We start from the raw sequence: 26,258 nt of genomic DNA, 5'->3' as shown, positions 1-26,258 counted from the left end.
CCGCTTGTTTGAAGGGACCATGATGGAAGAACTCTTCTTCAACTTCATCAACCAGTTCGGTTATTTCGCCGTCGGCGCGCTCATATTCATCGAGAACATCTTCCCGCCCATTCCGAGCGAGCTCATCCTACCGCTCGGCGGCTTCTTCACCACCACGACCAACATGGTGCTCCCCGGCGTGATTGCCGCCGCCACCGTTGGCTCGGTGCTGGGCGCCTACATCCTCTACGGCATCGGTTGGATCCTCAACCGCGACCGACTCATGCGCTTCTTCGAGACCAAGCCCATGCGCCTTCTGGGTTTCAAAGGCGACGATATCGCCAAGGCAATCGACTGGTTCGATCGGCGCGGCCAGATTTCGGTCCTCATTTGCCGCTTCGTCCCCATCGTCCGCAGCCTCATCTCCATCCCCGCCGGCGTGGCGCGCATGAACATGGTGAAGTTCGCCGGCTATACGTTGCTCGGTTCTGCCGTTTGGAATACCGTGCTGTGCTCGCTCGGCGCTGCCGCTGGCAGCGCTTGGATGACCGTGAGCGAGCAGGCAGAATGGATCTCGGATATCGTCAAGTACGTGATCATCGCCCTTGTGGTTGTGGTCGCCATCGTTTGGATCTGGAAGCGCATCATCCCCAACCTGAAGAAGGGCGCCTAGGATTCCGTACATGTCCCGCAGGCATGCTGACGGCACCGTGCCGCCTGCAGCCGCGGCTCACCCCGCTGTCGAGCGGGCTGCTAGATGATTCCCAGGCGTTCGCAGGCGCGGTAGATGCCGTCGTCATCCACATGCGAGGTCACCAAAGTCGCCCGCTCTTTGACGGAATCCCACGCATTCCCCATGGCGACGCTGGTCCCCACGCTCTCGAACATTGCCAGGTCGTTCTCGCCGTCGCCAAACGCCACCGCTTCCTCCGGCGCGATGCCGAAGCGCTCGAGCACCGCCTTGACACCGAAATTCTTACCACCGGAGCGCGGGATCACATCGCAAAACAGATGGGTCCAGCGCGTGTGCGCCACCGAATGCGTCGCATCCGTGATGAGATGCTCCTCCCCCGGTTCTACGTAGGCGCAGAATTGATAAACGGGTTCGTCGAAGGCGCAAGCGATATCATCTTGCTGGTATTCGAGCCCTACCTCGCGGGCGTTTGTCACGATGCGCTGCGATAGGCGGTTGGCGAAAGCTCGGCTCCGCTGAAGCACGAGCACGTCGTAGAGGCCCGCGCGCACCTGGTCAACGATGGCGCGCACGTCGTCCTCGGCTATCGGGCAACTGCGGAATACATCATCGGAGTCGTAGCAGAGCTGGCCATTGAGCGTGATGTACGCATCGAATCCCTCACGGATGCTCGGAGGAAGCTGGTAGGGCGGTCGACCCGAAGAGATCACCGTCTTGATACCGCTCTCGCGCATGCGATCGAGGGCACGCTTGGTGGACTCGGGCATCGTGTGGGTCTCAAAGCTCAACAGCGTGCCGTCGATATCGAAAAAAGCAGCCTTTATCACCGGGTCTCCCTCTTTGTTTGACGTAAAGGTTGGAATTTGACGCGAGTATTCGTGACGCACCGCAAAAGCCATCCGGGCCCTATGCGAAACCTAGGCCAGCAGAGGTGCGCCTTGCGTTCACGAAGACCTGCTCCGGTCTTCTCACCAAATTCCGAACCGAATGCGTTCGCAGTTTTCAACAGGCACAGTATAGCGCAGCCTTCATGCCTTCCCCTTGCGGGAGAGGCGCTCGGAAGGCGGGTTATCACCCGGATCTTGCCGACTACATGCAGAATGCAACCCCGTGCCACTCATCCCAGCTGCTCGAAGGCCGTGCAACGTGCTCCGTCCCTATACCCGCGTCTGCTAGGATAGCTATGGTGCGCCGAATCCCTTGTGATGGATGCCGGCAACCACCCAGCATCACGGAGCCAGCGCCGCGTTATGGCATTGGCCGCATCGTCAAAGGGAGCTCCATGGCCATCCTCCTCGGCTGCGATCATATTTCGCTCGACTATCCCACCAAACGTGTCATGCGCGACGTCACCCTCGGCGTTTACGAGGGAGATCGCATCGGAATCGTGGGGCGAAACGGCGACGGCAAATCAACGCTGCTCTCTCTACTCGCCGGCTCCATCGAGCCCGACGATGGCCGCGTCACGCACCGGAGGGGCATCGCGGTGGGCCTCCTCGGCCAGCGAGATGCCCTTGCCGACGATGACACGGTGCACCATGCGGTCGTCGGCGACATTCCAGAATTCGAGTGGGCGTCATCCGCGCGCATTCGCGAGATCTTAAGCGGGCTCATCGCTGACGTGCCCTGGGAGGGCAAGGTGGGCGAGCTCTCCGGCGGGCAGCGCCGGCGCGTCGACCTCGCCCGCCTGCTCATAGGCACCTACGACGCTCTGCTGCTCGACGAGCCAACGAACCATCTTGACATGGGCACCATCAATTGGCTCGCGCGCCACCTCAAAGAGCGCTGGCAGCAGGGCCAGGGAGCGCTGCTTATGGTAACCCATGACCGATGGTTCCTCGATGAGGTCTGCACCACCATGTGGGAGGTGCACGATGCCCGCGTCGATCCCTTCGAGGGCGGTTACTCCGCCTATATCCTGCAACGAGTCGAGCGAGATCGCCTCGCCCAAGTCGCCGAGGAGCGCCGGCGCAACATGGCGCGCAAGGAGCTCGCCTGGCTCTCGCGCGGAGCGCAGGCCCGTAGCACCAAGCCCAAGTTCCGCGTCGAAGCAGCGCGAGAGCTCATCGCCGACGTCCCACCGCTCCGCAACGAGCTTGAACTCAAGCGCCTCGCGGTGGCTCGCTTGGGTAAACAGGTCATCGACGTAGTCGACGTCACCGCCGGCTATGGTGATAACCCAGCAGAAGCGGTGCTCGATGACGTTACCTGGCTCATCGGGGCGGGAGACCGCTTCGGTCTGCTCGGCGAGAACGGAGCGGGGAAATCAACGCTGCTCGAAGTCATCCAAGGGAAGCTCGCTCCCCTGGCGGGCAGGGTGCGAATCGGCAAAACCGTCCGGTTTGGCGTACTGTCACAGCAGCTGCACGAGCTCGACCCCCTCATGGGCGAAACGATTCGCGAGGTGCTCAAAGGCTATAATCGCAGCTACGTGGTCGATGGCAAGGAGACGAGTCCCGAGAAGCTCCTCGAGCGACTCGGCTTCACGCCCGAGCAACTTTGGAGTCGTATCGGCGATCTTTCGGGCGGCCAGCGGCGCAGGCTGCAGCTCCTGCTCACCCTGCTGGGAGAGCCCAACGTGCTCATACTAGACGAGCCGGGCAACGACCTCGACACCGACATGCTCGCCATCGTCGAGGACCTGCTTGACGGGTGGCCGGGAACGCTCATCCTCGTCACGCACGACCGCTACCTTATGGAACGCGTGACCGACCAGCAGTTCGCGGTTATCGATGGGCACCTCCGCCATGTTCCGGGAGGGGTCGACCAGTATCTCGAGCTCGTTGCAAAGGGCAGCGACAGGGACTCTAACGCCGGCAGACGCGAGATGGCCATGCAAGGTGCATCCGAGCCCAACCCGGAAAACGCAAGCGCTTCCGCGCTCCGCAAGGATGGCCTCTCCAACGCCGAGCGCCAACGCCTGCGCAAAGAGGCGGCGTCGCTCGAGCGCAAGCTCGAAACTCAGCAGCGCCGCGCCGAAGACCTGCGCCAAGCGATGGGCGACATCGATCCCACCGACTACCTAGCACTCGAAGAGCAGCAGCGCCTCATCGACGAGGCCGCCGCTGCTATCGATGAACTCGAGACGAGCTGGCTCGAGGTTACCGACCGCCTCGAGGGGTAGTAGGAAGCACGGGGATGCCGGCACCGCTAGGAACGCTTGCGCGGGCGCTTTTTACGCCGAGGGCGCGCTACCGTCGTCGTAGCCTGCCCCTTCCCAGGGGCAGAACCCTTTGAGCCGTTTGCGCCGCCAGAATACTTTTGGTGCAAATACCAACCGAATACCATCGCCGCCGCTATAACTGCGAACCACATCAGCTGTTCCATGGAGTAACCCCTCCTCGGGGATGCGAGCCTGCCGCAGAAGAAGGGTGCCCCCTGCTAACAAGCAACCGGTTAGAGCTAGAGATCGATCTCCATGAGGCGCATGATCGCAAGGATGTAGATCTTGAGCGCTCGCTTGAGATCCACCTCACGCGCCCCCTCGTCCGGGCCATGCATATGACCTACCCAAGAGGGCACCGTCGTCCAGCGACCAACCGGCCCATAGGAAACCGCGCAGGGGAAGTTGCGCGCATAGGTACCGCCACCCATGGAGAATGGCTTCGCCTCCTCGCCGGTGACCTCGTGATAGACGTCGAGCAAGGCGCGGACCGCGGGGTGCTCGGCCCCTACCAAGAACGGGACCTTGTACCAGTCCATCTCGAATCCGGCGCCAAAACGAGCCGCCAGCTCCTCGCAGACGGCGAGCAAGCGCTCATTGTCCGTGCTCGTGGGATAGCGCACATCGACGCTCATCGCAACCCTGCCGTCATCGCGCACGCAGATGGTTCCTCCGCTGATCGTGAGCGGACCAAAGGTGTCATCGGTGCATGCGATGCCCATCGCGTCTCCCGCCGTATCGGCGAGCACGCAGGACAGCAGATCGAGAAACGCCCGCTCCTCCCCATCGAGCACATCGCATCCGCGCAGGTACTCAACGATGAGGGCGATAGCGTTCACTGTACCCGCGGGCATTGAGGCATGGCCTCCGATACCCTGAGCGCCAACGCGGCACACGCCCGGCCGAACCGCTTCGACCGAGATACGGTCGGCATGAACCTTGGGAGCAGGGAGCTCGGACGCATCTACAGCAAGCTCGAGCACCGATTCGCTGGGAATCGCATTAGGTGCCTCAGCGCCATACCAGGAAAGGATCTTGCCTCCCTCGATGGGACCGCTTACGAACCTTCCGTTAAAGCAGCCCTTCTCGGCATTGCAGAGCGGGAAGTCCGCATCGGGGGTGAAGAGGAAATCGGGCGCAGCATGACCGGAAAGATAATGATGCACGTCGGTCATCCCGCACTCCTCGCTGCACCCAAGAAGCGCTCGGAATGTATAGCGGGGCGTAATGCCCTCATGCAGCAAAAAAGCGCCCGCATAGAGCGACAGGACCGCTGGGCCCTTGTCGTCGATCACGCCGCGGCCGAGAAACCATCCCTCGCGGACCGTCATCTCGAAAGGATCGGTTCCCCATCCGGGACCTGCAGGAACAACGTCGACATGGGCGATCGTTGCAATCTGACCCGGCTCGCTGCCGGCGATGTCGCCCCAGCCAACATAGCCTTCGTCCTCGTCGGTCGCATAGCCCAACCGACGCGCGATATCAAGCGCGCAATCAAGGGCATCGCGCACCGGGCCGCCGAACGGTGCCCCCGGCGCGGCCTTGCCGGCATCCGCAACCGAGGGATACCGAACGAGCGCGGCGATGTCGGCAACCAGCTCGTCCCAAACCTCCTCGATATACGCATCGATATGTTCCTCAAGTTCAATGCTGTTGATATCGCTCACAGGTACTCCTCCAGTCAAGCGCCTCCCGGGCGCACCCCTTAAGCCTTAGGCCGCACGCCTTCGATGCCGAGCAGTGCGGCAAGCTCGTCCACCGACGCAGCAAGCGCGTCGGCGCCGGCGGCCTCAAGCTCGGTACGACCGCTCGCGTCGCCGCAGATCCCGATGCAGGCTAGACCAAGCGCATGGGCGCCTTCGACATCATACTTGCGATCTCCCACCATGACCGCCTGGTCTCCAGCGCAGCCCAGCTCTTCAAGAACGGCAGCGATGCAATCCGCCTTCGTATCACGACCGGGCTCCAAACGCCCCGCAATCGCATCGAACGTGGGCAAGCTGGTCGCGGCAAGCATCTCGGTCACCGATGACTCGAGCCGCGATGTCGCCACGGCGATGCGCCTCCCCTGTGCGCGGAGCGCATGCAGCAGCTCAGGCATACCGGGAAGCGGAGGATAATCGGAAGGAACCACCTCGCGAGCGAAGATCTCTCGATACGTTGCCACCAGTGGTAGAGCCTCCTCGCGCGAGATATCCGCGACCTGGCGGAAGCCGTCCACAAGCGGTGGCCCGATGATGAGGTTAAGGTCATGCATCTCCGACGGGTCGTAGCCATGGACCTCTAGCGAGCGAGCGGCACATTTCAGAATCGCGGGCCCCGTATCGACGAGCGTTCCATCGAAATCGAAGACCACAACGGGCGTTTCGACGATCCCGGCATTCGCCAACCCGGACATCGGCATAGTCTCCTTCTCAGTAACCGAACGACTCGTCCATCATACCGGCAGGCATCTGCCAGCGCAAAACCAAGCAGCAGCCAGCAGGTGCTCGCCAGATACCCGACGCAAAGAAAGAACCCCGGCAGCACAGCCACCGGGGTCCCCTATCACGCATTCATGCAAGACGCGAGGCTATTCGGCGTTCTCGGCCTTCTCCTCGGGCTTCTCGAGCGGGGTGACCTCGATCTCGAAGCCAAGGGTCTCGGCAGCGGACTTCATCGAAAGCGAGATGCGGCGACGGTCGAGATCGATCTCCATGACCTTGACCTGCACCTTGGCGCCGACATGCGTGACCTGCGAAGGCTGGTCGACATGCTGCTTGGCCATCTCGGAGATGTGCACCAGGCCCTCGATGCCATCGCCCAGGTCGACGAAGGCGCCGAACGGAACGAGCTTGGTGACGGTGCCCTCGACGATAGCGCCCACGGGGTACTTCTTGACGAGCGCGCGCCAAGGATCCTCGGTGGTCTGCTTGAGGCCGAGCGAGATGCGCTCGCGGTTGAGGTCGACGTCGAGCACCTCGACCTCGATCTCCTGGCCCTGCTTGACGACCTCGGAAGGATGGTTGACGTGGTTCCAGGAAAGCTCGGAGATGTGGACCAGGCCATCGATGCCACCCAGGTCGACGAAGGCGCCGAAGTCCACGATGGAGGACACGGTGCCCTTGAGGCGCATACCGGGCTTGAGCTTGGAGAGGATCTCGGAGCGCTCAGCCTTGCGGGACTCCTCGAGCACCACGCGACGGGACAGAACCACGTTGTTGCGGTTGCGATCCATCTCGATGACGCGGGCCTCGATGACGGTACCCAAGTAGCTGGTAAGATCCTTCACGCGGCGCAGGTCGACGAGAGAGGCGGGCAGGAAGCCGCGCAGGCCGATATCGAGGATGAGACCGCCCTTGACGACCTCGATGACCTCGCCCTCGACGTTCTCGCCGGACTGGAACTTCTCCTCGATGCGATTCCACGCGTGCTCGTACTCAGCGCGCTTCTTGGAAAGCACGAGGCGGCCGTCCTTGTCCTCCTTCTGGAGCACGAGCGCCTCGATCTGATCGCCAAGCGCAACGAGGTCGGACGGATCGGCATCCTTGCGAATCGAGAGCTCGCGGACCGGGATGACGCCCTCGGACTTGAAGCCGATATCAACAAGGACCTCGTCCTTCTCGATCTTAACCACAGTACCGCTGACGAGATCGCCCTCATCGAAGTTGATATCCTTCTCAGCGATGAGGTTGTTCATCTCCTCGGTGCTAATGTCATCTAGCGAGAAGATGGACGAGTTCTGAATCTCACTCAAAGGTGGACCCCTTTCGAAGTACGGGGCCCCGATTGCAAGGACCTTGCAGATGCACAGGGTGATCGGCTTGCGCCAAAACCCGCGCGCACCCTCTGGAAAACACTCGGGGGCCGACAGATACGGACGTGAGCGCGTTTGCGTTCACAGACCTATAGGTTACGTTGAACCGCTCTCGAATTCAAGGTCAAGCGGCGGATTTTTCAATGTGATTAGTTAATTCTTCGCTGCTTTCCTATGGGGTATGCATCGTTGTCGGCATCGATTGTTTCCATGTGCTCCCTTGCCAGCGTTCACCCTTGCCAATTTGGGTACAAGGAGTGGACAAGATAGTCCACGCGTCCCGGTGCTCATAAGGAGTATATCGTGCTCAAAGCCGTCGTCTTCGATATGGATGACACGTTGCTCAGCATCAACCTGAGCGCATTTCTGGCTGTGTATATGATGGATGAGGCGCGCCTGCTCGCCGATATCGCCCGCACGAACCCGTTCTCGGCATTCGCGACGTTCGGCAGCGCGCTACTGAACCTTACCAACAATGCCCGCGATGACGATGACGACCGCACCAACCGCGCCTACTTCAACGACACCGTCGAGCGGCGCAGCGGCGTTCCGCTCGATGACCCCGTCATAGCGGATGCGTTTACGTACTACGAGCGCGAAGTGCTCCCCCGCCGCAACGACAGCATCATCGCCGCCCATCCCCGCTCGGGCGCGCACGAAGCTGTTGAGACGCTGCTGGACCGCGGTCTCAGGATCGCGCTGCTCACCAACCCGAGCTTCAGCCGCGCTTGCATCGAATGCCGCATGGGCTGGGGCGGCATGCTCGACATGCCCTTCGAGCTGGTAACCACTATGGAGAACAGCACGCGCTGCAAGCCGGATCCCCGCTATTACCTCGAATCACTCGACACCCTGGGACTCGCCCCCGCAGAAGTGCTCATGGTAGGCAACGACCCCAAACGCGACTTTCCCACGCCTGATTGCGGAATCCAGACTGCCTATGTTGGTTCGGGCAAGCCGGTCCGTAGCACTTGGTGCGGCTCCATGGCAGAATTCGCCGAGCAGTTCGACGAGATCGAGGAACTGTTCTACGAACGGCAGGAGCGCGGGCTGCTCGACATCGTCCAAGACACCTCACGCGAGAAGTAGCCTCGCGCCGAGAGCCATTCCGCCAAACGCCATCGCCCGGCGGCGGCCTTCGCCGCTCATTCCAGTCCGTTTCCCGAACATCCATATATCACACCCTATAATATGCACTCCATGTCTAGACTTATGCATGAAAGCAAGCCGTCCGGCCCCAGGAGCGCATTCATGCCTAGCGAGTCCGAACTCTCCCCCATCGCCCGCGACGAGCTCTTCTGCGGGATTCTCAACCGTGAGCTCGTCTGCGCACTCGGCTGCACCGAGCCGATCGCCGTTGCCTATGCAGCAGCGCTCGCACGCGAGACGCTCGGCAGCGAGCCCGATCATCTCGAGCTCTCTTGCTCGGGCAACATCATCAAGAACGTGAAGAGCGTCACGGTCCCCAACTCAGGCGGCATGCGCGGCATCGAAGCCGCAGCTGCACTGGGCTGCATGGGAGGCGATGCAGACAGCGCCCTCGAAGTGCTCGAGAATCTCACCGATCGTGACCGCGCGCGAGCGCGCGAGCGCCTGGCCCAGCCGGGTTTCGCACAGGTGACACTCGCCGAAGGCGTCCCCAACCTCTATATTCAAGTAGTCGCCACCGCTGGCGGGCACGAGGCTACCGTTGTGATCGCCGAGCACCATACCGATGTCGTGTACCGTGCACTCGACGGCAAGGCGATCGAGGGATCGATCGAAGCCGCCGCTCAGGCATGCGACTTTACCGAACGCGCCCATGAGGACGCCCAGCTCTCGCTCAAGGGAATCGTCGAGTTCGCCGATAGCGGCGATATCACCGCGGCGCGCGATGCCCTCACCCGGCAGATGACGCTCAACGACGCCATCTCTCGAGAGGGCCTTGCCCATCCCTGGGGAGCAGAGGTTGGCCGCACGATTCTCGCGTCCTACCCAGATGACGCCTCGTGCCGTGCACGCGCGCGGGCGGCAGCGGGTTCCGACGCGCGCATGAGCGGCTGCGCTCTTCCCGTGGTCATTGTCTGTGGCTCCGGCAACCAGGGAATCACAGCAAGCCTGCCGGTCATGGAATACGCCCAGAAGCTCGAAGTTGAGGAGGAGCGCCTTCTACGCGCCCTCGCCCTGTCTGACTTGGTCTCGATCCATGTTAAGAGCTATATCGGCGCTCTTTCAGCATTTTGCGGCGCGGTCTGCGCCGCCTGCGGTGCCGGCGCGGCCATCACGTGGATGTCTGGAGGCTCCCTTGAGCAGATCGGCGCGACGATCGTCAACACCCTGGCGAATGTGGGCGGCATCGTGTGCGATGGGGCCAAGTCGAGCTGCGCCGCCAAGATCTCCGCTGCGGTCGACGCGGCGATACTGGGACACGACATGGCCATGGCGGGGCGAAGCTTCCACGCCGGTGAAGGCTTGGTGCAAGAGACCATAGAAGAGACCATCGCAAGCATGGGTTACGTGGGTCGCGTGGGCATGAAGCCCACGGATGTGGAGATTCTGAACATCATGATCGGGAAAACGGATGTAGATGCCTAGCGGCATCCGTGATCGCGAGGAAAGCTCGACGCGCATTCGGCACATATCGAGAGCCCGCATCCGAAAAAAGAAAAAGCTGGTAGAAGAATAATCTTCTACCAGCGATTGTTTATGGAGGCGACGCCCAGATTCGAACTGGGGGTAAAGGCTTTGCAGGCCTCTGCCTTACCACTTGGCCACGTCGCCGATGAAAAAGGCCGAACTTGCATCCGGCCTTTGACATGCGATGGAGCGGACAACGGGGCTCGAACCCGCGACCCCAACCTTGGCAAGGTTGTGCTCTACCAACTGAGCCATGTCCGCTTGCAGGTAGATAATATACGCGAGAACCCTACCGAGTGCAAGCCTGTTTTTAAAAATAATTCCTTGGGTACAATGGATGAGGTCCAACGAGGGAATTCCCGCTGGTAAAGAGCCAGAATCCCTCTTCACAACCTCAACATCTCACGTACGCACCGCCCCTTCTCGATTGGAAGACCTTTGCTTTTCACCATATCTATCGCAATCGTTGCGCTGTTCCTCATCGTGCGACTCATACGCGGAGCGGTCTCTTGGTACCAAGACTGGCGTGGCTCAGGCAAGGCGTTCAAGCGCATGCTCAAACAGGGCCGCATCGATGCAGGCGTCTACGAGGATGCGATCTGGACGGAAACGAAGCGCTTCGGACGCCACAAGCTCAGGCCGAAGATCTCCAAGGAGCAGCGCCGGGTCATTCGCGCCGCGCGCATCGAGCTTCGCAACGACTTCCTCAACGACCACAGACCCGGCTTCTACCAATATATATTGCTATTCCTCATCGCCTCGGTGCTTGGGCTTTTGCTCGAAACCGTTTGGATGTACGTCCTCTACGGCGTGCTGGAGAGCCGCGTCGGTCTCGTCTGGGGCCCGTTCTCCCCGCTTTACGGATGCGGGGCCGTGCTCCTAACCGTTGTTCTCTGGCGCCTGCGCGACCAGCCCGCATGGATGATCTTCCTCATCTCCGCAGCCCTCGGCGGACTGCTCGAGCAGATTGCGGGTTGGAGCATGCAGACCGTGATGCATGCGTGGTCTTGGTCATACCTGCACTTCCCCGATCACATCACCCAATGGGTGGCATGGCGCTTCCTTATCGCATGGGGGTTGCTCGGCATCGTATGGTGCAAGGCCATCATGCCCGAATTGCTCTACCGCATCGGCGAGCCCACCAGGCGCAGGCAGGTCGTGCTCGTCACGCTGCTGAGCATCTTCATCGCTCTCGATATCATGATGACCGTCATGTGCTTCTACCGCTCGGGCAAACGGCAAGAAGGCGTACCGCCGCAGAACGTATTCGAGGAATACATCGACCGGCACTTCGACGATCGCTTCATCGAAGACACATTCGAGAACCTCAACTTCTCACGCGATAAGCAGCCAAGAACCTCATAGATTTGAAAGTTCGAAAATTGTTGTTGGCGAGCGGGCGCGGTCATGGTAGTATAGCTATCGCTGAAAAGCACAAGGGCGTTTAGCTCAGGGGGAGAGCGCTTCCCTGACACGGAAGAGGTCACAAGTTCAAATCTTGTAACGCCCACCACGAAAGACGCAGGTAGATGGCATAAACCGTCTACCTGCTTTTGTTTAGGACACTAAACGGGACACCAAATAGGACACCAAAAACGGGAGTCTCGTCAAAAGTCGGGTGTTTTCCTCTTTCGGCCGGTTATCTGACCAAACAATCGACAGACTGAATCAACAACCCTGAAGTCGGGGCCATGGTGTCCACGTTGCGCTTGGTGTCCTGCGTGGTGTCCCCCAGGACGGGCCATGGTGTCCGGGAAGTCGCAGTTTGGAGAGGAGCCGCAAAGATGATTGAGAACATGCAAGAACTCATCGAGGACGAGGCCATGGCCTATTTCAGGGCCGACGTCTGCCTGGGAAGCCCCGAGAGTTTCAGCTTGGACGAGAAGCGCGAGATCTGCGAGCAGATGGAGTCCACGAGCAAGGCGATTGAGGACGCCATGAAGGCCGATTTTGAGTCGCTGCCTCCGGAGTTTCGGGTCAAACTCCTAGACATGTTGTGCTCGTCTGGCTGCGAGTCGGAGGAGTTCTGGAAAGACCTGTTGCTTGGTGAAATGCCAGACTCTCCGGCACAGCTTGTGGGAGAGGATGCACGATGACGGCCCGTGAGCCTGCGAACGTCGATGACGCCCGTGCCCAGGCGGCTGAGCGCCTGCTCGAGCGCAAGCGAATGGGGCTTGAGAGCGCAGTAGAAGCCCTTGAGGCGGTCGGTTATCGCGTTATCAGGCGGGAAGACGGCTCTTATGCTGTCAGGCCGCCATATGTATGCTCAACCACGCGAGATGACGTCGAGGCTGGCAAGATTCAAACGCGGCCATCAGACTACCTCGCAGATTATCCCGTCATGCTTACTGCGAAGCACATAGCGGAGATTACTGGTCTAAGCATCGGCCGTGTGCGCACGATGTTCAAGAACCAGGCGCTTCCAGCTGTTAAGCTGGAGAACAATCGCTGGTACGTGCCCAAACAGAAGTTCATGGCTATCTTTGATGTACAGAGCGGGAAGGTCGGTTAGTTAAGGGCAGGCATAAAGGCGCATGGCTCTCGGTTAGGCCGTGCGCCCTCTTTTCTCAGATTCCTTATAACACCGTGATGTACCCCGGCGTGCTCGCCGTGTCGATGCGGAAGTACGTGTACGCCGTCTTGTTACTGGCCCATGCGGTGCCGTTGCCGCCAACAAGAGAAGCCGAACATGAGTAGAAGCACTGCGAGCCCGTGATCCCGCTCGTCGGCAGCGCCCAGCTTGCATCGGCCAGGATGGTCGTGAGCCTGCTGCACCCCGAGAGCGTGTAGAAAAGGTCCGTGAGCGTCGACGGGTCGAACCCACGGAAGTCGATCGTCGCGAAGGCGCAGGAGCTGAACGTGTAGCGCATCGAGCGCACGCCCGAGAGGTTGCCCAAGCCGCCCACACTCGCCAGGTTGGTGCACGAGTAGAACAGGTAGTTCAGGTTCAGATACGAGAACGTCGCCATGTCCGCCGCGAACGTCGCGCTCGTAAGATGCTGGCGGTGCGTCGGGCCGGTGACGCCGTCCCAGGGCGTGAAGCCCAGTCCCACGTACTTGCCGATGGCGCAGATCCGCCCGGACGCGACGAGCTCGCGCGTGGCGTCGGGTGTCGAGGTGGCCGTGAGCACACCCTCGCCGTCCGCATAGTAGTGCGCCCAGAACCAGGTGCGCCGGTCGTCGTTGGGGTCGGTCAGAACGCCGCCCGCGCCTAGCTTGCACACGGAAGCCCCGCTCGTCGTTGAGGGCACGAAGCCGTCCGTGCCGCCAACCAGGCGGTTGCAGCTGTTGAACATGAGCAAGCCCGAGAGCCCGAGTTGCTGTAGCTCGTGGCGTAGATCGTCTCCAGGCTCCCGCAGCTCGTGAACATCTGGTTCGCGCTCGTCATGCCGGACAGGTTCTCGAAGCCCCTCACCTCGGTGCAGTTCGAGAACGCGTTGAACCAGTAGTTGCAGTTCGTCAGGCCCAGGCTCCCGATGGTGCTGTCGATGTAGACCTTCTTCACCAGTAGCTTTATCGAGTCGTAGGAGCGTGCGCTCGCGGACGAGTAGCCCGCCGGGTCGATCTCGAAGACCTGCACGATGCGCCCGCCGGTGACGGAGGTGCGCCGCTCGTAGTAGTTGATCTCCAGCGTGCCGTCGTCCAGGAGCAAGGCGCGGATCTTGTAGCCCACGTCCCATTCGAGCGCCAGGATGGAGGCTGCCATGTCGCCCGGCGCGTAGAGCGTGCTCTCGCCGTTCTGCTCCTCGGTGTGGATCAGCTCGCCCACGACGGGCAGGATGCCGATACGTTCGTCGAAACGGTCGAACCAGAAGATCGTAGGCACGGCACCCGCCATCACAGCCACCTTTCGAAGAAGGCGGTCGCATGGGCGGAGCAACCTGAGAATCGCAACGTCACATCACCAGGAACAAGGGAGAAGAAATCGCTGCTCAGCGTTACGTCCGCACGCGCGTCGACTCCATCAATCGTCACGCCCTCGCTCTCGCAGTTAATGACTATAGCTTCGTCGCCCGAGAAAACATGCTCGACGCGAACAGACGCACTACCATAGCCAACCTGCACCGCAGAGCCCGCAGACGCTGTCAGCTCGAACTTCGGCCAAGTGGGCCATGTTCCGCCGACCTCGAACGTCTCGCCAATCTCTGAGCGTTCCCGTCCATAGGCCACGGGATCGAGCAGCGCGAAAGTAAGCTCGCCGTTGCCGTCCTCGAAGAGCGACGACCACGCACCAGCATCGGTACACACTGCATCGCGGTACTCGTACTCCGGCTCGTCCGGCAACCGCAGCGTACCACCAGCCGTACAGCACAGTCCCGCGTAGACCCTATGCCTGATGTCCGCCAGCCCGTTAGCCCCGGGCCTGAACCCCGTATCAATGAACAGCCGCACCCGCACGAGCCTGGGCGGAATGCGCCCGGAAACGAGCAACGTGCCCGCACGTCCCGGCACATCCATCGTTTTCACGGCGATCGGCAATGCGACCTTCTCAACGACCTCCGCGCTGCAGAAGTCGGAGAAGTCCAACCCGTTGAACGCTATCGACCTCATGAGCGCCCCCTCGCGCGCCCGTAGGCAATCGCGCGGCGTTGACTGGCCAGCGAGTAGGCGTCGACGGAAACACGGCTCGTAGGTGCGTCTCTGGGCTTCTCATCGGCCATCGGCTGGCGCACGTCGCGTTCTCGCTCGGCCGTCCCGCTGAAATCCCGCTCCGTCTTTCTCATAATGCCCTCACCACCGTGCATTCGACCGAGAAGGACCACACGTACCGCCCGCTCGAATCCCGCTCCTTAAACGATGGCGCCGTAGTGTCGATGCCCACAATGCGGTAATGACCTGAATCTGCGTATGGTTCCCCAGTCGGTCCGCCTCACGGCTTGCTCGGCGGCAACAGCAACGTCCTCCGCGTAAGCCGCGGCTTCGCGAACCACCAACACGGTCACCAAGACAGTACCGCGCTCCTCCTCGGCCGTCCGCGATTCCCGCTCGAACGCGCCCTCGAGCACGACAATCGGCTCGGGACAGTCCAGCGTCGACGGCAAAACTTTTGAGAAGTAACATGAGAAGTGGGCGTCTGCCAGCATTTTTGCAATCGAATCCGCGCAGCTCATCTCACTACCAGCTCCCAGTGGTGCACATGCCCGTTGAAGTCCTCGCACCGCTTCACCTCGGCCACGTAGTAGGAGTGCCCGCCGATGTCGATGCGCGAACCAGCTGGAACCTCGAAAACGCAACCGCTGTTCAGCGCGTCGATGTAGACCTTCCCGGCACCAGCGTCGGCGCTCCTGTGCCCATCATCCACGACGCTCTGCGTCCGCGCGAACCGCACGTGCGACACGGCCACGCCCTCGGCATAGCCGCCTGCGCCGTCTGGCACCCTCACCACGGCGTCCTCGGCCAGCAGCCGCAGCGGTATAGGCCGAAGACCCCGCATCATCGCACCCCGCAGAACGCGAGCAACGTGCCGACGAGCTCCTTCAACGCATTGGCAGTAGCGATCTCCTCGCCGGTCGTGCCATCGTCCTCGTAGTGCGTCACCTTAAAGTCACCGAGCGCAAAGCCACCGACTTGTCCCTCGCCGAACTCCGCGAAGGCGTCCACGGCCGCACACACGGCCCGCCGGTAGGCATCGAGCTCGTCTTCGCCAGGCTCGCGTCCGCCCACCAGCCACCGAACATGCCGCGACGCCGCAGGCAGCGCAAGCCCGAAGGCGGCCTCAGAAAGACCGCCCCCGTAAACGTCCTTATAGAACTGGTATGTCACCGCTACTGCCACGGGGCTACTCCGTGCTCGCGCTCACGTACACGCCGTCGAGCTTGTTCTCCAGCACGCTCACGATGCCGTACTTGCGGTATTTCAGCATGTAGGAGTCCAGCGCCTCCAGCTCGTCGGGGCTGAACACGCGCGAAGCAACGTGCTTGTCGTACTTGATCACGGCCGACTTCTCGACGACCATGAAGTTGATGTCGGCACCTGCGCCCTTCAGCTCGTAGTAGCTCGCGAGCCCGCTCTTGGTGGGGGCGCCACGGTCGTGTATTCGTCGCCGCCGTGGTCTGCCAGAATCGCACGCGCGGCCTTCACGTTGCGCACGCCCGCGAGCTGCAGCCTGAAGTCGATGCGATCGGACTCGCCCTGGGCCTTCAGCTCCGCAATCTCGCCACGCAGTCGCTCGGCGGCTTCGGCATTCTTGGCAGCCTCGGCCACCTGCGCCTCAAGCGCCGCGATCTTCTCGTCGCGCTCGGCGACGGCCTTCCCCCAGTCCTTGCCACTCACCTGCGGCTTGTCTTGCGCCGCCTGCTGCTGCCCGAGGTCTTCCTGGGCTTGCGGCTCTTCCTGCGTCTTGTCGCCATGGTTATCACCGGCCGTGTCAGCCACCTTTCGTATCGTGGCCGACAAAGAATTCGGCCCCTTAACCTGCTACAAGGCTAAAGGGCCGTCACAAACTTGTATAAGCAACAGGTACTTGTTTCTAGCGCCTATACTTGCGCATCCACTCGACAAGCGCCTGTACGGTCAAAAATACCTTCCCTGACTGCTTCTTCCTTTGATTTGAGTTGATAATTGCCGTGTCAACAATCTTCGGCTTTTGGTCGATGGCCTCCCTGAGCCATTCCAAATCGCCCTTGGTGCTCTCGTCGTAGCCGGCTCCGTCAAAGCCCGTCTTGTATGCACCGAGCTTCTCGTAAAGAACCTTCTGGTGGGACTCGCCAGACTGCTCGAAATGCTGCAACAGGTAGGCTTCGAATTGTGGCCTCGAGAACGCTAGATGCACGTTGTTCTTCTTGGCGTACTCGAGCAGCTCCTTGTACGACCAAGGCATGTTGTCATCATCGCACACCGCCCAGCACTCCACCTCGTCAGGCCGGAATCCCTGCTTAGCGCAGAATTGCTCCCTCTCCTCGACGGTACGTTCGATGAGCGCCATGTGCTGACCCTTCTCGCCGACGATCGATATCCTCGCCCCTGGGAGACGGTAAATGCGTTGGAGGATTTGGAAGTACTTCTGCTCGGTCTTTCCCTCGCAGCATACGAGCAGTGGCGGCATCATCATGCGCATCACCTACCGCTCGATGATGGGAATGGCGCCGTACATACCGGAGAGGTATCTCTTTTCGAACGCCTCTCCGTCTCTTACTCCCAGAGATGCCAAGCTCGTAATCAGCGACTCCTCTGCATGGTTCTTCTCGACCAGCACGATCTCGCTACGGTCAAGGTCCCTGAGCAGCGTTGTGTCATGGGTCGTGAGCATCATGTACGCCCCGTTGTCTTTCCTGCCCTCAAAAAGAGCAAGGATTGCCCCGGAGAGCGTCGGGTGGATGAACGATCCATACTCGTCAATGAAGATCGCCTTCCCGTTCTCGAGCGCATCAATGATGGGAACCGCAACCTCAAAGAACTTCTGCGTTCCCATAGACTCTTGGTTCCAGAAATCCAGCTCGCGGTAACCGACAATCGAGCGATCATCGTCTCGCAACGCATGCACAGTGGTGAACGCCGTTGACCCTTTCTCCATGATGGCGCGCTTCAAATCGGGAGGAAGTTGCACGGGCATTTGGTCGAAGAACTCCTCGGGCAGCATCACGTCAGAGAACTTGATGTCGCGGATGGCAAAGTCGCAGCTGCGGAGCAGCTCAAGTGTCTTTCTGCGCAGTTCGACATCGTTCTTGAGCATGTCGACGAAGAGGGGGCCGAGCGGATCCGCACTTGGTGAAATCACGGTAACATGGTCTAAGAGGTCGAAGATTATATTCGAGTATTCGTTGTTGTCCTCGCGGCCCTTGGTCACAAGCAGCGTTTCCGCGCGCGTGCGGTCAAGTAGCCTCTTACCGAAGCCAAACTGACGCGCATAGGGGTTGAGTCCCTCCTCCGTGCGCTCGAACACCTTGTTCATCCGACCCGTACGAGCGGACTCTTCCTTCAACTCCTCACGGACGACTCTGTTGAACAGGTAGGAGAAGGTATAGTCGTAGCGCCTTCCATCGCGAAGAAACTCTATTGAGAAAGACGTGGGTCTGGCATCCATGCCTGCCTTGAGAAGAAACGGTTCGTAGGGCAACCTCCAATTTGCCTCCGACGAGTTTCGCACGCAGGCAACAAAGGTCGATAGGGCGCGCGCGATGTTGGACTTGCCACCCGCGTTCGGTCCGAAAACGGCCGTCACCGAGTGCTTGTCACCTCCGTCGAGCGAAATGGTCTGGGCGGTGCAGAACGATCGGAAGTTCTCGATGGTGAACGATAGCAACCTATACATGCCCAGCACTCCCTTCCCTTCAAAATGGAGTCTCCATTATAATGAGTTTCGAGTGGTTTTGCAAGTTTTCTTCGAAAAGCGACCTTACTCATTCATTTCAGAATGAGATTTAGTGTCACTGACAGAGATGCGTTGTTCGGATAGAGAGCCGATGGCTTGTAGTGCGAGATTCCCGAATACCGCAGACTAGCTACTTCCTATACAGCGCATCCAGCGTCTGCTTGTCGCCGTCTTTCCACTCGATCCACCCGTTGTTGGACCCGCCCAACACGAAGTCAGCAGCGCCGCTGGGCGTAGAGAACGAAACTGTCTTCACCAGTCGTCCGCCATCGCCGTCCTGGACCAGGTCGCCAGACGCCAGCAGCTCCTGCCGAAGCTTCTCGTAGCGGTCGAGCTTAGGTCTCACCTTCAGGTCAACGGGAGAGCCCTCAAGCACATCGAACGTGTCGCCCGTATACACACCACGCGCGCGCACGCCGCGCCGCGAAGTGTAGAACAGCTTCACGTCCGCTAACGCGTCGTCGCTGTCCTCGATCTGGTAGCCGAACGTACCCATCACGAAAGCGATCTCCTCGTAGATCTGCTCGACGGTGGGCTTCTGGTACTGGTCGATCACGTAGCGCGGGTCCACCTTGTTCTCTACGGTGTACCGCTTCGATGCGGTCGCTTGCTCGATGGCATACTTCTCAAGCGCGCTTACGTTATCGAGCGAGAACGACTGGATGTCATCTGAGAGGAACAGTATCGCCTTGTTCCAGAAGTCCTTTTTGGCGTTATGGTCGTCGAGCCGTGCGATGCCCTGCTTGGTTTGCCCAACGTACAGACGAGAGATGGCTCCGTCCTCGTCGTTGATGAGGTAGTAGATGCCGCGCATAGGCAAATCGGCTATCTGCTTGGCGCGCGAGAGCAACGGCCGAGGCACGAAGACCGTGGTCATGGTGGAAAGCGTGCAGCGGCAGATGCGTACCCCGTTGGGCTCACCGTCGATGAACTGCGTCGTCATGGTCTTCAGTCGTGCCATATTGCGCCCCTTATCAGATTCTATTCCTGCGGCGAGTTATCGCCAGCGCCGTGCAGGCTCCGATACACGTCATCGACAAACGCATGAACCAGCTGCCTGCGAGCCTCCTCGTTGTTCAAGAGGAAGCCATACCACTCGTTGTCCTGGTCGTAGTCTTTGACCAACGCGTCCTCAGCGCGGTCATCCACCGTGTTGCGGAAGTCGCGGGCAGTGTTGACCCTCGCACTTTGCTGCACCTTCGGATCGGCGCGGAGCGTGTCAAGCAACGAGACAAGCGACCCCGCATGCACCACGGGATCGAGCGTCAACCCGAATCTGGCATTCCACTCCTCAATAATGCGCGAAAGCTTCTCGTACTGGTCCTCGGCAAGACCGGTGCCCGTTCCCTTCGGGATATGAACCTCAGGCTCGGGCTCAAGTGGGACACCAACGTGTTCGCCCGACTTCTCGACCGTGAAGTCTTCGAGCGAGACTTTATCGGCGATGTTGAAATCGTTCCCACCACCATGACCGGAGTCAATCTCGCGAATGAGCGACACGCAGAAGTTGTACTCCATGTGCATGTTCTTGTTCACGAACGGCGCAGCCTGCAGAAGGAATCCGTACTGCTTGATGAAGTTCCTGATGACGCGCCTGACCTCGTCTGCCTCGTCCTCCTCCATAGCCCTGACCAGCGTGGCGGCAGTGTCGAGTAGCGCCCACATGCGGCCCTTCTCGCTGTTGGTCCGATGAGCCTTCGCGAGCAGCGTGTTGAACTCTTCGACGTCATCGAGGTCGAGGATGCCATAGCCGAGGAGCCTGCGCTCGGTCTCCCTCACATCGTCGATGGCCAGTGGCTCGGTGAGCAACGTGTCCTCGTAATAAGGGGCGAACGATTTCCTCACGTCATCGTAGCTGTTTCGGAAATCGAGCACGAAGGTGCGCTTCTCGTATGGCGGGCAGATACGGTTGAGCCTCGAAAGCGTCTGCACGCAGGTGATGCCCGATAGCCGCTTGTCCACATACATTGCCGCAAGGAGATTCTGATCGAAGCCCGTCTGGTACTTGTCGGCGACGAACAGTATGCGGTAGTCATCGGTATCGAAATAGTCGGGCAGCTTCTCCTCGGCGAAACCGTTGATGCCGACCTCCGTGTAATCCGTCCCGTCAACAGAAACAGAGCCAGTGAACGCCACGAGGGCGCGGTACGAGCCCATAGTCTGCATGTGGGCCCTCCGCATCCCCTCGTAGGCGAGGTAGTAGCGTACGGCTTCCTCGCGTCCAGCGGTCACCACCATCGCCTTCGCCTTGCCACCAAGTGTCATGGCAACCGTTGATGCGAAATGGTCGACCATCACGGAAAGGTTGCCCTCGATGGTTCCCGGTGCGACCGAGATGAGGCGCGCCAGCTGTCGCTTTGCGGCCTTAGATTCCAGCTCGGGATCGTCATCAATCGCCTTCACGACCCTGCAATACGAATCGTAGGTCACGTAGTTCGAGGTCACATCCAGGATGAATCTCTCCTCGATGGCCTGTTTCATGGAGTACAGATCGAACGCCACCTTTTGGCCAGATGCGTCGGTTTGCCCAAACTGCTGCAGCGTCTTGCCGGTCGGTGTCGCAGTGAAGCCGATGAGCGTGACATTCGGCTGCTTGCCAGAACGTGCGATGTCATTTGCGACGAATGCGGAGAGCTCGTCGAGCGACGAATCCTCTTCGATGCCCTCTGCGAGCGTGCTGTTCACGGCCTGCATCGTCTTGCCTGAAGTTGATCCATGGGCCTCGTCGATGAGCACGGCAAAGTGACTGCCCTCGCCCTCGAAGGTGCCCGGCTCAAGATGCAGGAACTTCTGCATGGTCGTCACGATGATGCGATAGCTTTTATGCAACGCACGCCCGAGGTCGGCCGAGGTCTTACCCTTGTCCATTACGCACACGATGGCGGATTCCTTAGCCGTATCGAGCACGGTATCCTGGAGCTGCTTGTCGACGACCCGACGGTCCGTCACGATGACCACCTTGTCGAACAGCGGTGAATCGGTGCCCGGCAGATACGTTGCCGCCAGCTTATGCGATAGCCATGCGATGGTATTGGTCTTTCCCGAGCCTGCACTATGCTCTATCAGGTAGTTTCGTGCGGTAGCGTTGTGCGAGATGTCATCGACAACCTTCTGAACGGCGCGAAGCTGCTGATAGCGCGGGAAGATGCGCGTCTCGCCAATCTTCTTGCCCTGCTTGTTGCGCTTGGTCGCCATGTAGATAAAGTCGTAGATGAGGTTGAAGACGGAGTCCTTGGTAAGAACTTCCTCCCAGAGATACGCCGACCTTGGCCCTCGCGGGTTCGGCGGATTACCAGGGCCGGTCGCATGAGCATCGCCACCCTCGTTATAGCCCTTGTTGAACGGCAGGAACGACGATTCTTTGCCTCTCAGCTCGGTGCATACGTAGACCTCGTTCAGGTCTACGGCAAAGTGCGCGAGAGCGCCTGCCTTGCTGTCGAGCAGCCTCGTTGTGCAATCGCGATCCTCCTTGTACTGGCGTATTGCCTCGCGATAGTCCCAACTGGTTCCGGCAGAGTTACATTTCAACTCGATAGTGAATATCGCCAGGCCGTTCAGAAAGATTACGAGATCAATCCGCTCGTCTTCCTTGTGCCAGACCTCCTGCATCACCGAGAGGTCGTTCTCCTCGAAGAGCCTGACAGCATTGGGGTCGAATACGGCAGACGGCTTCGGATACACGAGATCAAGCGTGGCTACGCCATCGAAGTCGACACCGTCCCACAACACGCGGATGAGTCCACGCCTGCCAATATCGGTGGCGACGCGATTAAAGATGCCCTCTTCGATGTCGCCGTCGAACAGGTTCCAGAGCTTCTCGAACGTCTCGGGCTGCGTGTCCTCGATGAACGCCATGAGCATGCCGGGGTCCATCGCGCGCTTGGCATCAAACTCGAAGTTGCCGCGTTTGATGTAGCCATTCATTTCCAGCCCGTCATAAACGAGCTGCTGGAAGTCTTTCTCGGTAAGTGGGTTCTGTACAGTCATGGGCGCATCCTAAACAACGCGGCGCTTACCGGTAACGTATTCGTAGATGAGAGACTGGCGCTGGGCACGAAGGGTTTCGAGTTGCTTGCGCTTGCCGATGATAAGACGGTCAATCGTGACCATCCTGGAATTAAGATGCTCAACTATCGCAGCTTGTTCGTTGAATGGGGGCAATACAACAGGAATTTGCTTTATCTGTGTCGTGTTAACCCTTCCTCGAGTCGCGCCGTGGAGCTGCGAGCAAAGGAACTGCCATACGGAGTTTGATGATAGGTAGTAGTGAAGGTAATCCTGGCTTACAGCGCCTTTGAGTCTCAAGCCAACGCAGTCGGACTTATTAACTGCATAACCGATGTATTCGGGAAGCTTACATACGCTAATGTCGTCTTCGACAAACGTAGCCAATATTAGATCGTCTGGATAAACGGTGTGAGCAGAAATGCTTCGATACTTATCTTCGGATACAAATGATTGTTTTGAGTCATCGAACTCGAGGTATTTGAGGTTCTCTAACCTAACAACTCGAACGCCTTCGTCTGAATAATCGTCACCTGTCAAGTTTGAACCGAACGGTCCATCGAATATTCGCGTACATACGTGCCTTAACTTACTTGTTGACCAATGCGCAGGAATAGCGCCGACGATATCGATTCCGCTTGACTTCATCTCTGCATTGGGATTAAGCCCTTTGGTGACCGCCTCCTGAATCAGGGACTTTCGGTAGTCGTCGAGAGTTTGTAGTTGCCGTTCTAGCACCGAGCAAGCACTATCGAGTTTCGTGCAGGCCCTTCGCAGGTAGCCAGCAATCAGTTGCTGCTCTAAAAGTGGCGGTATTGGCACAACGATTGAACTCATCGATGTCTCTGAAATGGCTGGGTAGGCTATACCCCAGGACCGTCGCTTGATTTCTTCGCAAACCAAGTCGCTGCTCATCAGGAACGTAAGATATAAGGAATCAAATTCGCAAGGATCAAGCACGGCAAAACCCGTGGACACAATGACGTCTTCATCATCCTCAATGCGTGCGATGGCCTTCAGGTATGTTCTTACCGTTGAGACAATTGTGTCGCCGCGTCGCACACGTTTACGCGCCCGGGAGGGCGCATCGCGAAATGCCATTTCCGCATAACCAGTGATGCCACTACTTGCGGTCACCGAGCCTATGTCCACATAACGAAACCAGTAATCCGGATTGGTACCTTCCGAAAGCGAGTCGGAGCGGAACGCAATACAATGCTTGAGCGGCGCCACCTTCCAAGTTTCAGGGACATCGCCCGACCATAGTTTCTTCCGCTCACTCACTTCAGCTCACCAACCAGCTCTTCAAGCTCGTCTTCCAGCTGCAGGAACTCGTCAAGTAGCTCCTCGGACGGTCGTGGTGCTTCGTACTGGTAGAAATAGCGCGTGAACGGAAACTCCGCTCCAGTCCGTATGACCTTGGGCGTTTCCTCGTCAAACCATTGGGCGTCAGGCACGTACGGGTAAACCTCGCGAGCAAAGTAGTCTTCGACGGGCTCAGCCAGGCGGACAATCTCTGTGTCCTTGGTCGCCGGATCGTACTCGACGCTGCCATCGCGCTTGTACCGAAGCGGCGCCTCCTTGTCGATGACCGAGAGGGCAAACATGACCTTCTCTATGACGGCCTTGCGCTGGGCGGACGTTTCGCCCTTTCGATAGTCCGGCACGTCAGCAAAGAGCGTTTTCAGGTGTGCCTCAAACGCCTTGTGGTCGTACCAAACTTCATCACTCACGTTGTCACGTAGAATCTGCACCATCTGTTCGAAGACCGGCTCGGCCGCTTCGAGATCGGCTAGAAGTTTTGCTTCCTTGTCCTTGCGATCCGCCTCGTCGATGAGTCGCAGTTCTTCCATCTTCGCAGGGTCGTGCATGGCGCGCATGAACTGCCCTTCGCACATAGCATCAATGCGCTCGTCGCAGATGCAGTAGCTTCGCTGAAGAGGCTGGTAGACCGCATACTCCTTGTAAAGGAACTCTTCGCAGGGGAGAATGTGGCTGCGCTCGTTTTCCTCGAAGGCGTGATAGAGCCCCGTGATCTCCTCGGCCTGCTCTTCTGAAATGAACTTGCGCTTCTTGCCGAGCGAACGCCTCATCGGCTCCCAAATGTCGGTTGCATCGATGAGTTGCACCTTGCCGCGACGTTCCGCCCGCTTGTTGCGTGAGATAACCCAGATGTAGATGCCGATGCCGGTGTTGTAGAAGAGGTCGGTCGGCATGCCGATGATGGCTTCGACGTAGTCGTTCTCCAGCAACCAACGGCGCACCTGGCTTTCGCCCGATGTCGTTCCTCCCGAGAAGAGCGGGCTGCCGTTCGAGATGATGCACGCACGCCCGTATTGCGGATCGAGCTTGTAAATTACGTGCTGCATGAAAAGGAGCTGCATGTCGCCCTTCGCGGGAAGTCCCGCCGGGAATCTCCCGTTGGGCTTAAGGTGCTCCTTCTCCACGGCCTTCTCCACGCCCTGAGAGGCATCTTTGCCGCCCCACGGCTGTCCAAACGGAGGATTGATGAGCGACAGGCGCATGAACTCGCCTGGGAAACAGTCTTCCTTCATGGTGTCCGCAAGCTTGATGCGGTCCTCGCGCTGTCCCTTGATGAGCATGTCGGCAAGGCAGATGGCATGCGATTCAGGGTTGACCTCCTGACCGTACAGATAGACCGTCGCATCGGGGCACATCTCGGCGAGCTTCTCCTGGGCGCAGGAAATCATTCCGCCCGTTCCGCAGGCGAAATCCCCCACATTGATGTTCTTGCCAGGTTCGGTTAGGTCGTCGCATCCCTCGGCAAGGGCAAGGCGAACCATGAGTCGCACGATCTCGCGCGGAGTGTAGTGATCACCAGCCTCAGCGTTCTCAGAGAAGCGTCGGATGATCTCCTCGAACATGTATCCCATGGCCACGTTGCTCACGGTATCGGGGTCGAGGTCGAGGTCTGCGAATTTGCGTACCACTCCCGTGAGCTTGGCCCCCTTCGCCATCTTGTCAATTTGCTTCTTGAAGTCGAGGTCGCTGATGATCTGCTTGATGTTGGGCGAGAAAGAGTCAAGATAACTCTTGAAGTTTCGCGCAAGCGACTGCGGCTCAGCCAAGAGCTTGGCGAGCGTCCAGCGGCTGTAGTTGTAGAACGGGAATCCCGAAATCTTCCGTAGAACCGCATCGGGTGTGTGCTTGTTCTTCTCGTATGCGGAGCAGACGGCGTCTCGCGTATCCGCCATGGCGCATTCCAGTCGACGGATGATAATCATCGGAATGATGACGTCCTTGTACTTGTCCGACTGGTATGTTCCACGAAGACTGTTCGCTATGCTGAATACGGCATCTACCTGCCGCTTGACGTCGATGGAGCTCGCGCTTGCCACTGCTCTCGCTCTTCCCATAACAGACTGCTGCCGCAGAGGCAAGCAGAAACCAATAAGTATAACCAAACCATTTTACCAGCGAGAAGAATCGATGAGAATGAGGGCAATAGGCGGGTTATACTAGCGATTCCACAGGCGGGATAATCCGCTGCTGGTGAGCCAGCAAAACAAGCGCGTCTGCTCTTCTCGAGTTTATTTTGCCGCCATCCCTGGCCGCTGGCCTGGCCGTGCGCTACCAACCTCGAGTTGTCCGCAGCCCGGCCGCCCACGCTCCGGGTGTGCGCTCGGGCCGTTCGTGCCACACGCAGCCCACGCGCCCATGGGAGTCTCCCGTA

Annotated in this window: 25 protein-coding genes and 3 tRNA genes; 8 read left to right on the top strand and 20 right to left on the bottom strand. The window is 59.4% G+C overall.

Going from position 1 to position 26,258, the window contains the following annotated elements; translation table 11 throughout:
• The first annotated feature begins 22 nt into the window (after positions 1–22).
• Positions 23–652 carry a DedA family protein gene (locus C1717_RS03650; protein WP_102371892.1) on the top strand — a complete coding sequence of 210 codons (630 nt, stop codon included), beginning with the start codon at positions 23–25 and terminating at the stop codon, positions 650–652.
• Positions 653–732: 80 nt separating this feature from the next.
• On the opposite strand, the gene C1717_RS03645 is transcribed toward C1717_RS03650, so the two are convergent.
• Complete coding sequence (locus tag C1717_RS03645; RefSeq protein WP_102371891.1) at positions 733–1,500, bottom strand: Cof-type HAD-IIB family hydrolase; 768 nt, start codon at positions 1,498–1,500, stop codon at positions 733–735.
• Between the two features lie 455 nt (positions 1,501–1,955).
• On the opposite strand from C1717_RS03645, the gene C1717_RS03640 reads away from it, so the two are divergent.
• On the top strand, positions 1,956–3,797 hold the full coding sequence (locus tag C1717_RS03640; protein WP_102371890.1) for an ABC-F family ATP-binding cassette domain-containing protein: 1,842 nt from the start codon (positions 1,956–1,958) through the stop codon (positions 3,795–3,797).
• Positions 3,798–4,075: 278 nt separating this feature from the next.
• On the opposite strand, the gene C1717_RS03635 is transcribed toward C1717_RS03640, so the two are convergent.
• The 3 genes from C1717_RS03635 to rpsA all read right to left on the bottom strand — a co-directional run bounded on the left by C1717_RS03635 (position 4,076) and on the right by rpsA (position 7,572).
• On the bottom strand, positions 4,076–5,503 hold the full coding sequence (locus tag C1717_RS03635; RefSeq protein WP_337955150.1) for a Sapep family Mn(2+)-dependent dipeptidase: 1,428 nt from the start codon (positions 5,501–5,503) through the stop codon (positions 4,076–4,078).
• Positions 5,504–5,541: 38 nt separating this feature from the next.
• Positions 5,542–6,234, bottom strand: coding sequence for an HAD hydrolase-like protein (locus C1717_RS03630; protein WP_102371889.1), 693 nt, complete (start codon positions 6,232–6,234; stop codon positions 5,542–5,544).
• Between the two features lie 174 nt (positions 6,235–6,408).
• Positions 6,409–7,572: a 30S ribosomal protein S1 gene (rpsA, locus tag C1717_RS03625; protein ID WP_102371888.1), complete on the bottom strand. Its 1,164-nt coding sequence runs from the start codon at positions 7,570–7,572 to the stop codon at positions 6,409–6,411.
• Between the two features lie 363 nt (positions 7,573–7,935).
• Here rpsA and C1717_RS03620 point away from each other — a divergent pair, with 363 nt between their 5' ends.
• Both C1717_RS03620 and C1717_RS03615 read left to right on the top strand, forming a co-directional pair.
• On the top strand, positions 7,936–8,721 hold the full coding sequence (locus tag C1717_RS03620; RefSeq protein WP_102371887.1) for an HAD family hydrolase: 786 nt from the start codon (positions 7,936–7,938) through the stop codon (positions 8,719–8,721).
• A gap of 162 nt (positions 8,722–8,883) precedes the next feature.
• On the top strand, positions 8,884–10,206 hold the full coding sequence (locus C1717_RS03615; protein ID WP_102371886.1) for an L-cysteine desulfidase family protein: 1,323 nt from the start codon (positions 8,884–8,886) through the stop codon (positions 10,204–10,206).
• Positions 10,207–10,318: 112 nt separating this feature from the next.
• On the opposite strand, the gene C1717_RS03610 is transcribed toward C1717_RS03615, so the two are convergent.
• Together C1717_RS03610 and C1717_RS03605 are read right to left on the bottom strand one after the other, a co-directional pair.
• Positions 10,319–10,392 (bottom strand) — tRNA-Cys (locus tag C1717_RS03610).
• Between the two features lie 41 nt (positions 10,393–10,433).
• Positions 10,434–10,509, bottom strand: a tRNA-Gly gene (locus tag C1717_RS03605).
• A gap of 177 nt (positions 10,510–10,686) precedes the next feature.
• On the opposite strand from C1717_RS03605, the gene C1717_RS03600 reads away from it, so the two are divergent.
• The 4 genes from C1717_RS03600 to C1717_RS03585 all read left to right on the top strand — a co-directional run bounded on the left by C1717_RS03600 (position 10,687) and on the right by C1717_RS03585 (position 12,760).
• Entirely contained in the window at positions 10,687–11,613 is a 927-nt protein-coding gene (locus tag C1717_RS03600) for a putative ABC transporter permease (protein ID WP_102371885.1), read from the top strand.
• 73 nt (positions 11,614–11,686) lie between these two features.
• Positions 11,687–11,761: transfer RNA gene (locus tag C1717_RS03595), tRNA-Val, on the top strand.
• A gap of 271 nt (positions 11,762–12,032) precedes the next feature.
• Complete coding sequence (locus C1717_RS03590; RefSeq protein WP_102371884.1) at positions 12,033–12,344, top strand: hypothetical protein; 312 nt, start codon at positions 12,033–12,035, stop codon at positions 12,342–12,344.
• A complete protein-coding gene (locus C1717_RS03585; protein ID WP_102371883.1) occupies positions 12,341–12,760 on the top strand; it encodes a MerR family transcriptional regulator in 420 nt (139 codons plus the stop codon). The genes C1717_RS03590 and C1717_RS03585 overlap by 4 nt, the downstream gene beginning before the upstream one ends.
• Positions 12,761–12,824: 64 nt before the next feature.
• On the opposite strand, the gene C1717_RS10680 is transcribed toward C1717_RS03585, so the two are convergent.
• The 14 genes from C1717_RS10680 to C1717_RS03515 form a co-directional block, all read right to left on the bottom strand.
• Positions 12,825–13,544 carry a leucine-rich repeat domain-containing protein gene (locus C1717_RS10680; protein WP_219722271.1) on the bottom strand — a complete coding sequence of 240 codons (720 nt, stop codon included), beginning with the start codon at positions 13,542–13,544 and terminating at the stop codon, positions 12,825–12,827.
• Entirely contained in the window at positions 13,460–14,086 is a 627-nt protein-coding gene (locus tag C1717_RS10675) for a hypothetical protein (protein ID WP_219722270.1), read from the bottom strand. Before C1717_RS10675 ends, C1717_RS10680 begins: the two co-directional genes overlap by 85 nt.
• The gene (locus tag C1717_RS03575; protein ID WP_102371882.1) at positions 14,086–14,799 is read right to left on the bottom strand and encodes a phage distal tail protein; all 714 of its coding nucleotides are present in this window, start codon (positions 14,797–14,799) and stop codon (positions 14,086–14,088) included. The genes C1717_RS10675 and C1717_RS03575 overlap by 1 nt, the downstream gene beginning before the upstream one ends.
• A 239-nt stretch (positions 14,800–15,038) precedes the next feature.
• Positions 15,039–15,359 carry a hypothetical protein gene (locus tag C1717_RS03565; RefSeq protein WP_102371880.1) on the bottom strand — a complete coding sequence of 107 codons (321 nt, stop codon included), beginning with the start codon at positions 15,357–15,359 and terminating at the stop codon, positions 15,039–15,041.
• Positions 15,356–15,631, bottom strand: coding sequence for a putative minor capsid protein (locus tag C1717_RS03560; protein WP_245859414.1), 276 nt, complete (start codon positions 15,629–15,631; stop codon positions 15,356–15,358). The genes C1717_RS03565 and C1717_RS03560 overlap by 4 nt, the downstream gene beginning before the upstream one ends.
• A gap of 50 nt (positions 15,632–15,681) precedes the next feature.
• Entirely contained in the window at positions 15,682–16,023 is a 342-nt protein-coding gene (locus C1717_RS03555; protein WP_102371879.1) for a hypothetical protein, read from the bottom strand.
• 4 nt (positions 16,024–16,027) lie between these two features.
• Positions 16,028–16,204 (bottom strand): hypothetical protein, encoded by a 177-nt coding sequence (locus C1717_RS03550; RefSeq protein ID WP_245859412.1) that lies wholly within the window; start codon positions 16,202–16,204, stop codon positions 16,028–16,030.
• A 26-nt stretch (positions 16,205–16,230) separates the two neighbouring features.
• Entirely contained in the window at positions 16,231–16,623 is a 393-nt protein-coding gene (locus C1717_RS03545; protein ID WP_102371878.1) for a hypothetical protein, read from the bottom strand.
• A 94-nt stretch (positions 16,624–16,717) separates the two neighbouring features.
• Entirely contained in the window at positions 16,718–17,299 is a 582-nt protein-coding gene (locus C1717_RS03540; protein ID WP_180965828.1) for an RloB family protein, read from the bottom strand.
• Positions 17,300–17,308: 9 nt separating this feature from the next.
• Positions 17,309–18,499 (bottom strand): AAA family ATPase, encoded by a 1,191-nt coding sequence (locus C1717_RS03535; RefSeq protein ID WP_102371876.1) that lies wholly within the window; start codon positions 18,497–18,499, stop codon positions 17,309–17,311.
• 190 nt (positions 18,500–18,689) lie between these two features.
• A complete protein-coding gene (locus C1717_RS03530) occupies positions 18,690–19,520 on the bottom strand; it encodes a GIY-YIG nuclease family protein (protein ID WP_102371875.1) in 831 nt (276 codons plus the stop codon).
• Between the two features lie 20 nt (positions 19,521–19,540).
• Positions 19,541–22,546: a type I restriction endonuclease subunit R gene (locus tag C1717_RS03525; protein ID WP_102371874.1), complete on the bottom strand. Its 3,006-nt coding sequence runs from the start codon at positions 22,544–22,546 to the stop codon at positions 19,541–19,543.
• A 9-nt stretch (positions 22,547–22,555) separates the two neighbouring features.
• Positions 22,556–23,848 (bottom strand): restriction endonuclease subunit S, encoded by a 1,293-nt coding sequence (locus tag C1717_RS03520; RefSeq protein ID WP_102371873.1) that lies wholly within the window; start codon positions 23,846–23,848, stop codon positions 22,556–22,558.
• Positions 23,845–25,923: a type I restriction-modification system subunit M gene (locus tag C1717_RS03515; RefSeq protein ID WP_219722268.1), complete on the bottom strand. Its 2,079-nt coding sequence runs from the start codon at positions 25,921–25,923 to the stop codon at positions 23,845–23,847. Before C1717_RS03515 ends, C1717_RS03520 begins: the two co-directional genes overlap by 4 nt.
• Between the last annotated feature and the right edge of the window lie 335 nt (positions 25,924–26,258).

The organism is Enorma phocaeensis (assembly GCF_900186505.1).
Lineage (GTDB): Bacteria > Actinomycetota > Coriobacteriia > Coriobacteriales > Coriobacteriaceae > Enorma > Enorma phocaeensis.
This window is presented reverse-complemented; position numbering and strand designations above follow the sequence as displayed.

Coding starts and splice junctions, on each gene's coding strand:
- C1717_RS03650 (WP_102371892.1), top strand. CDS start 23: ATGGAAGAACTCTTCTTCAACTTCATCAACCAGTTCGGTTATTTCGCC.
- C1717_RS03640 (WP_102371890.1), top strand. CDS start 1,956: ATGGCCATCCTCCTCGGCTGCGATCATATTTCGCTCGACTATCCCACC.
- C1717_RS03630 (WP_102371889.1), bottom strand. CDS start 6,234: ATGTCCGGGTTGGCGAATGCCGGGATCGTCGAAACGCCCGTTGTGGTC.
- C1717_RS03615 (WP_102371886.1), top strand. CDS start 8,884: ATGCCTAGCGAGTCCGAACTCTCCCCCATCGCCCGCGACGAGCTCTTC.
- C1717_RS03590 (WP_102371884.1), top strand. CDS start 12,033: ATGATTGAGAACATGCAAGAACTCATCGAGGACGAGGCCATGGCCTAT.
- C1717_RS03585 (WP_102371883.1), top strand. CDS start 12,341: ATGACGGCCCGTGAGCCTGCGAACGTCGATGACGCCCGTGCCCAGGCG.
- C1717_RS10680 (WP_219722271.1), bottom strand. CDS start 13,544: ATGTTCAACAGCTGCAACCGCCTGGTTGGCGGCACGGACGGCTTCGTG.
- C1717_RS10675 (WP_219722270.1), bottom strand. CDS start 14,086: ATGGCGGGTGCCGTGCCTACGATCTTCTGGTTCGACCGTTTCGACGAA.
- C1717_RS03575 (WP_102371882.1), bottom strand. CDS start 14,799: ATGAGGTCGATAGCGTTCAACGGGTTGGACTTCTCCGACTTCTGCAGC.
- C1717_RS03565 (WP_102371880.1), bottom strand. CDS start 15,359: ATGAGCTGCGCGGATTCGATTGCAAAAATGCTGGCAGACGCCCACTTC.
- C1717_RS03550 (WP_245859412.1), bottom strand. CDS start 16,204: ATGGTCGTCGAGAAGTCGGCCGTGATCAAGTACGACAAGCACGTTGCT.
- C1717_RS03540 (WP_180965828.1), bottom strand. CDS start 17,299: ATGATGATGCCGCCACTGCTCGTATGCTGCGAGGGAAAGACCGAGCAG.
- C1717_RS03535 (WP_102371876.1), bottom strand. CDS start 18,499: ATGTATAGGTTGCTATCGTTCACCATCGAGAACTTCCGATCGTTCTGC.
- C1717_RS03530 (WP_102371875.1), bottom strand. CDS start 19,520: ATGGCACGACTGAAGACCATGACGACGCAGTTCATCGACGGTGAGCCC.
- C1717_RS03525 (WP_102371874.1), bottom strand. CDS start 22,546: ATGACTGTACAGAACCCACTTACCGAGAAAGACTTCCAGCAGCTCGTT.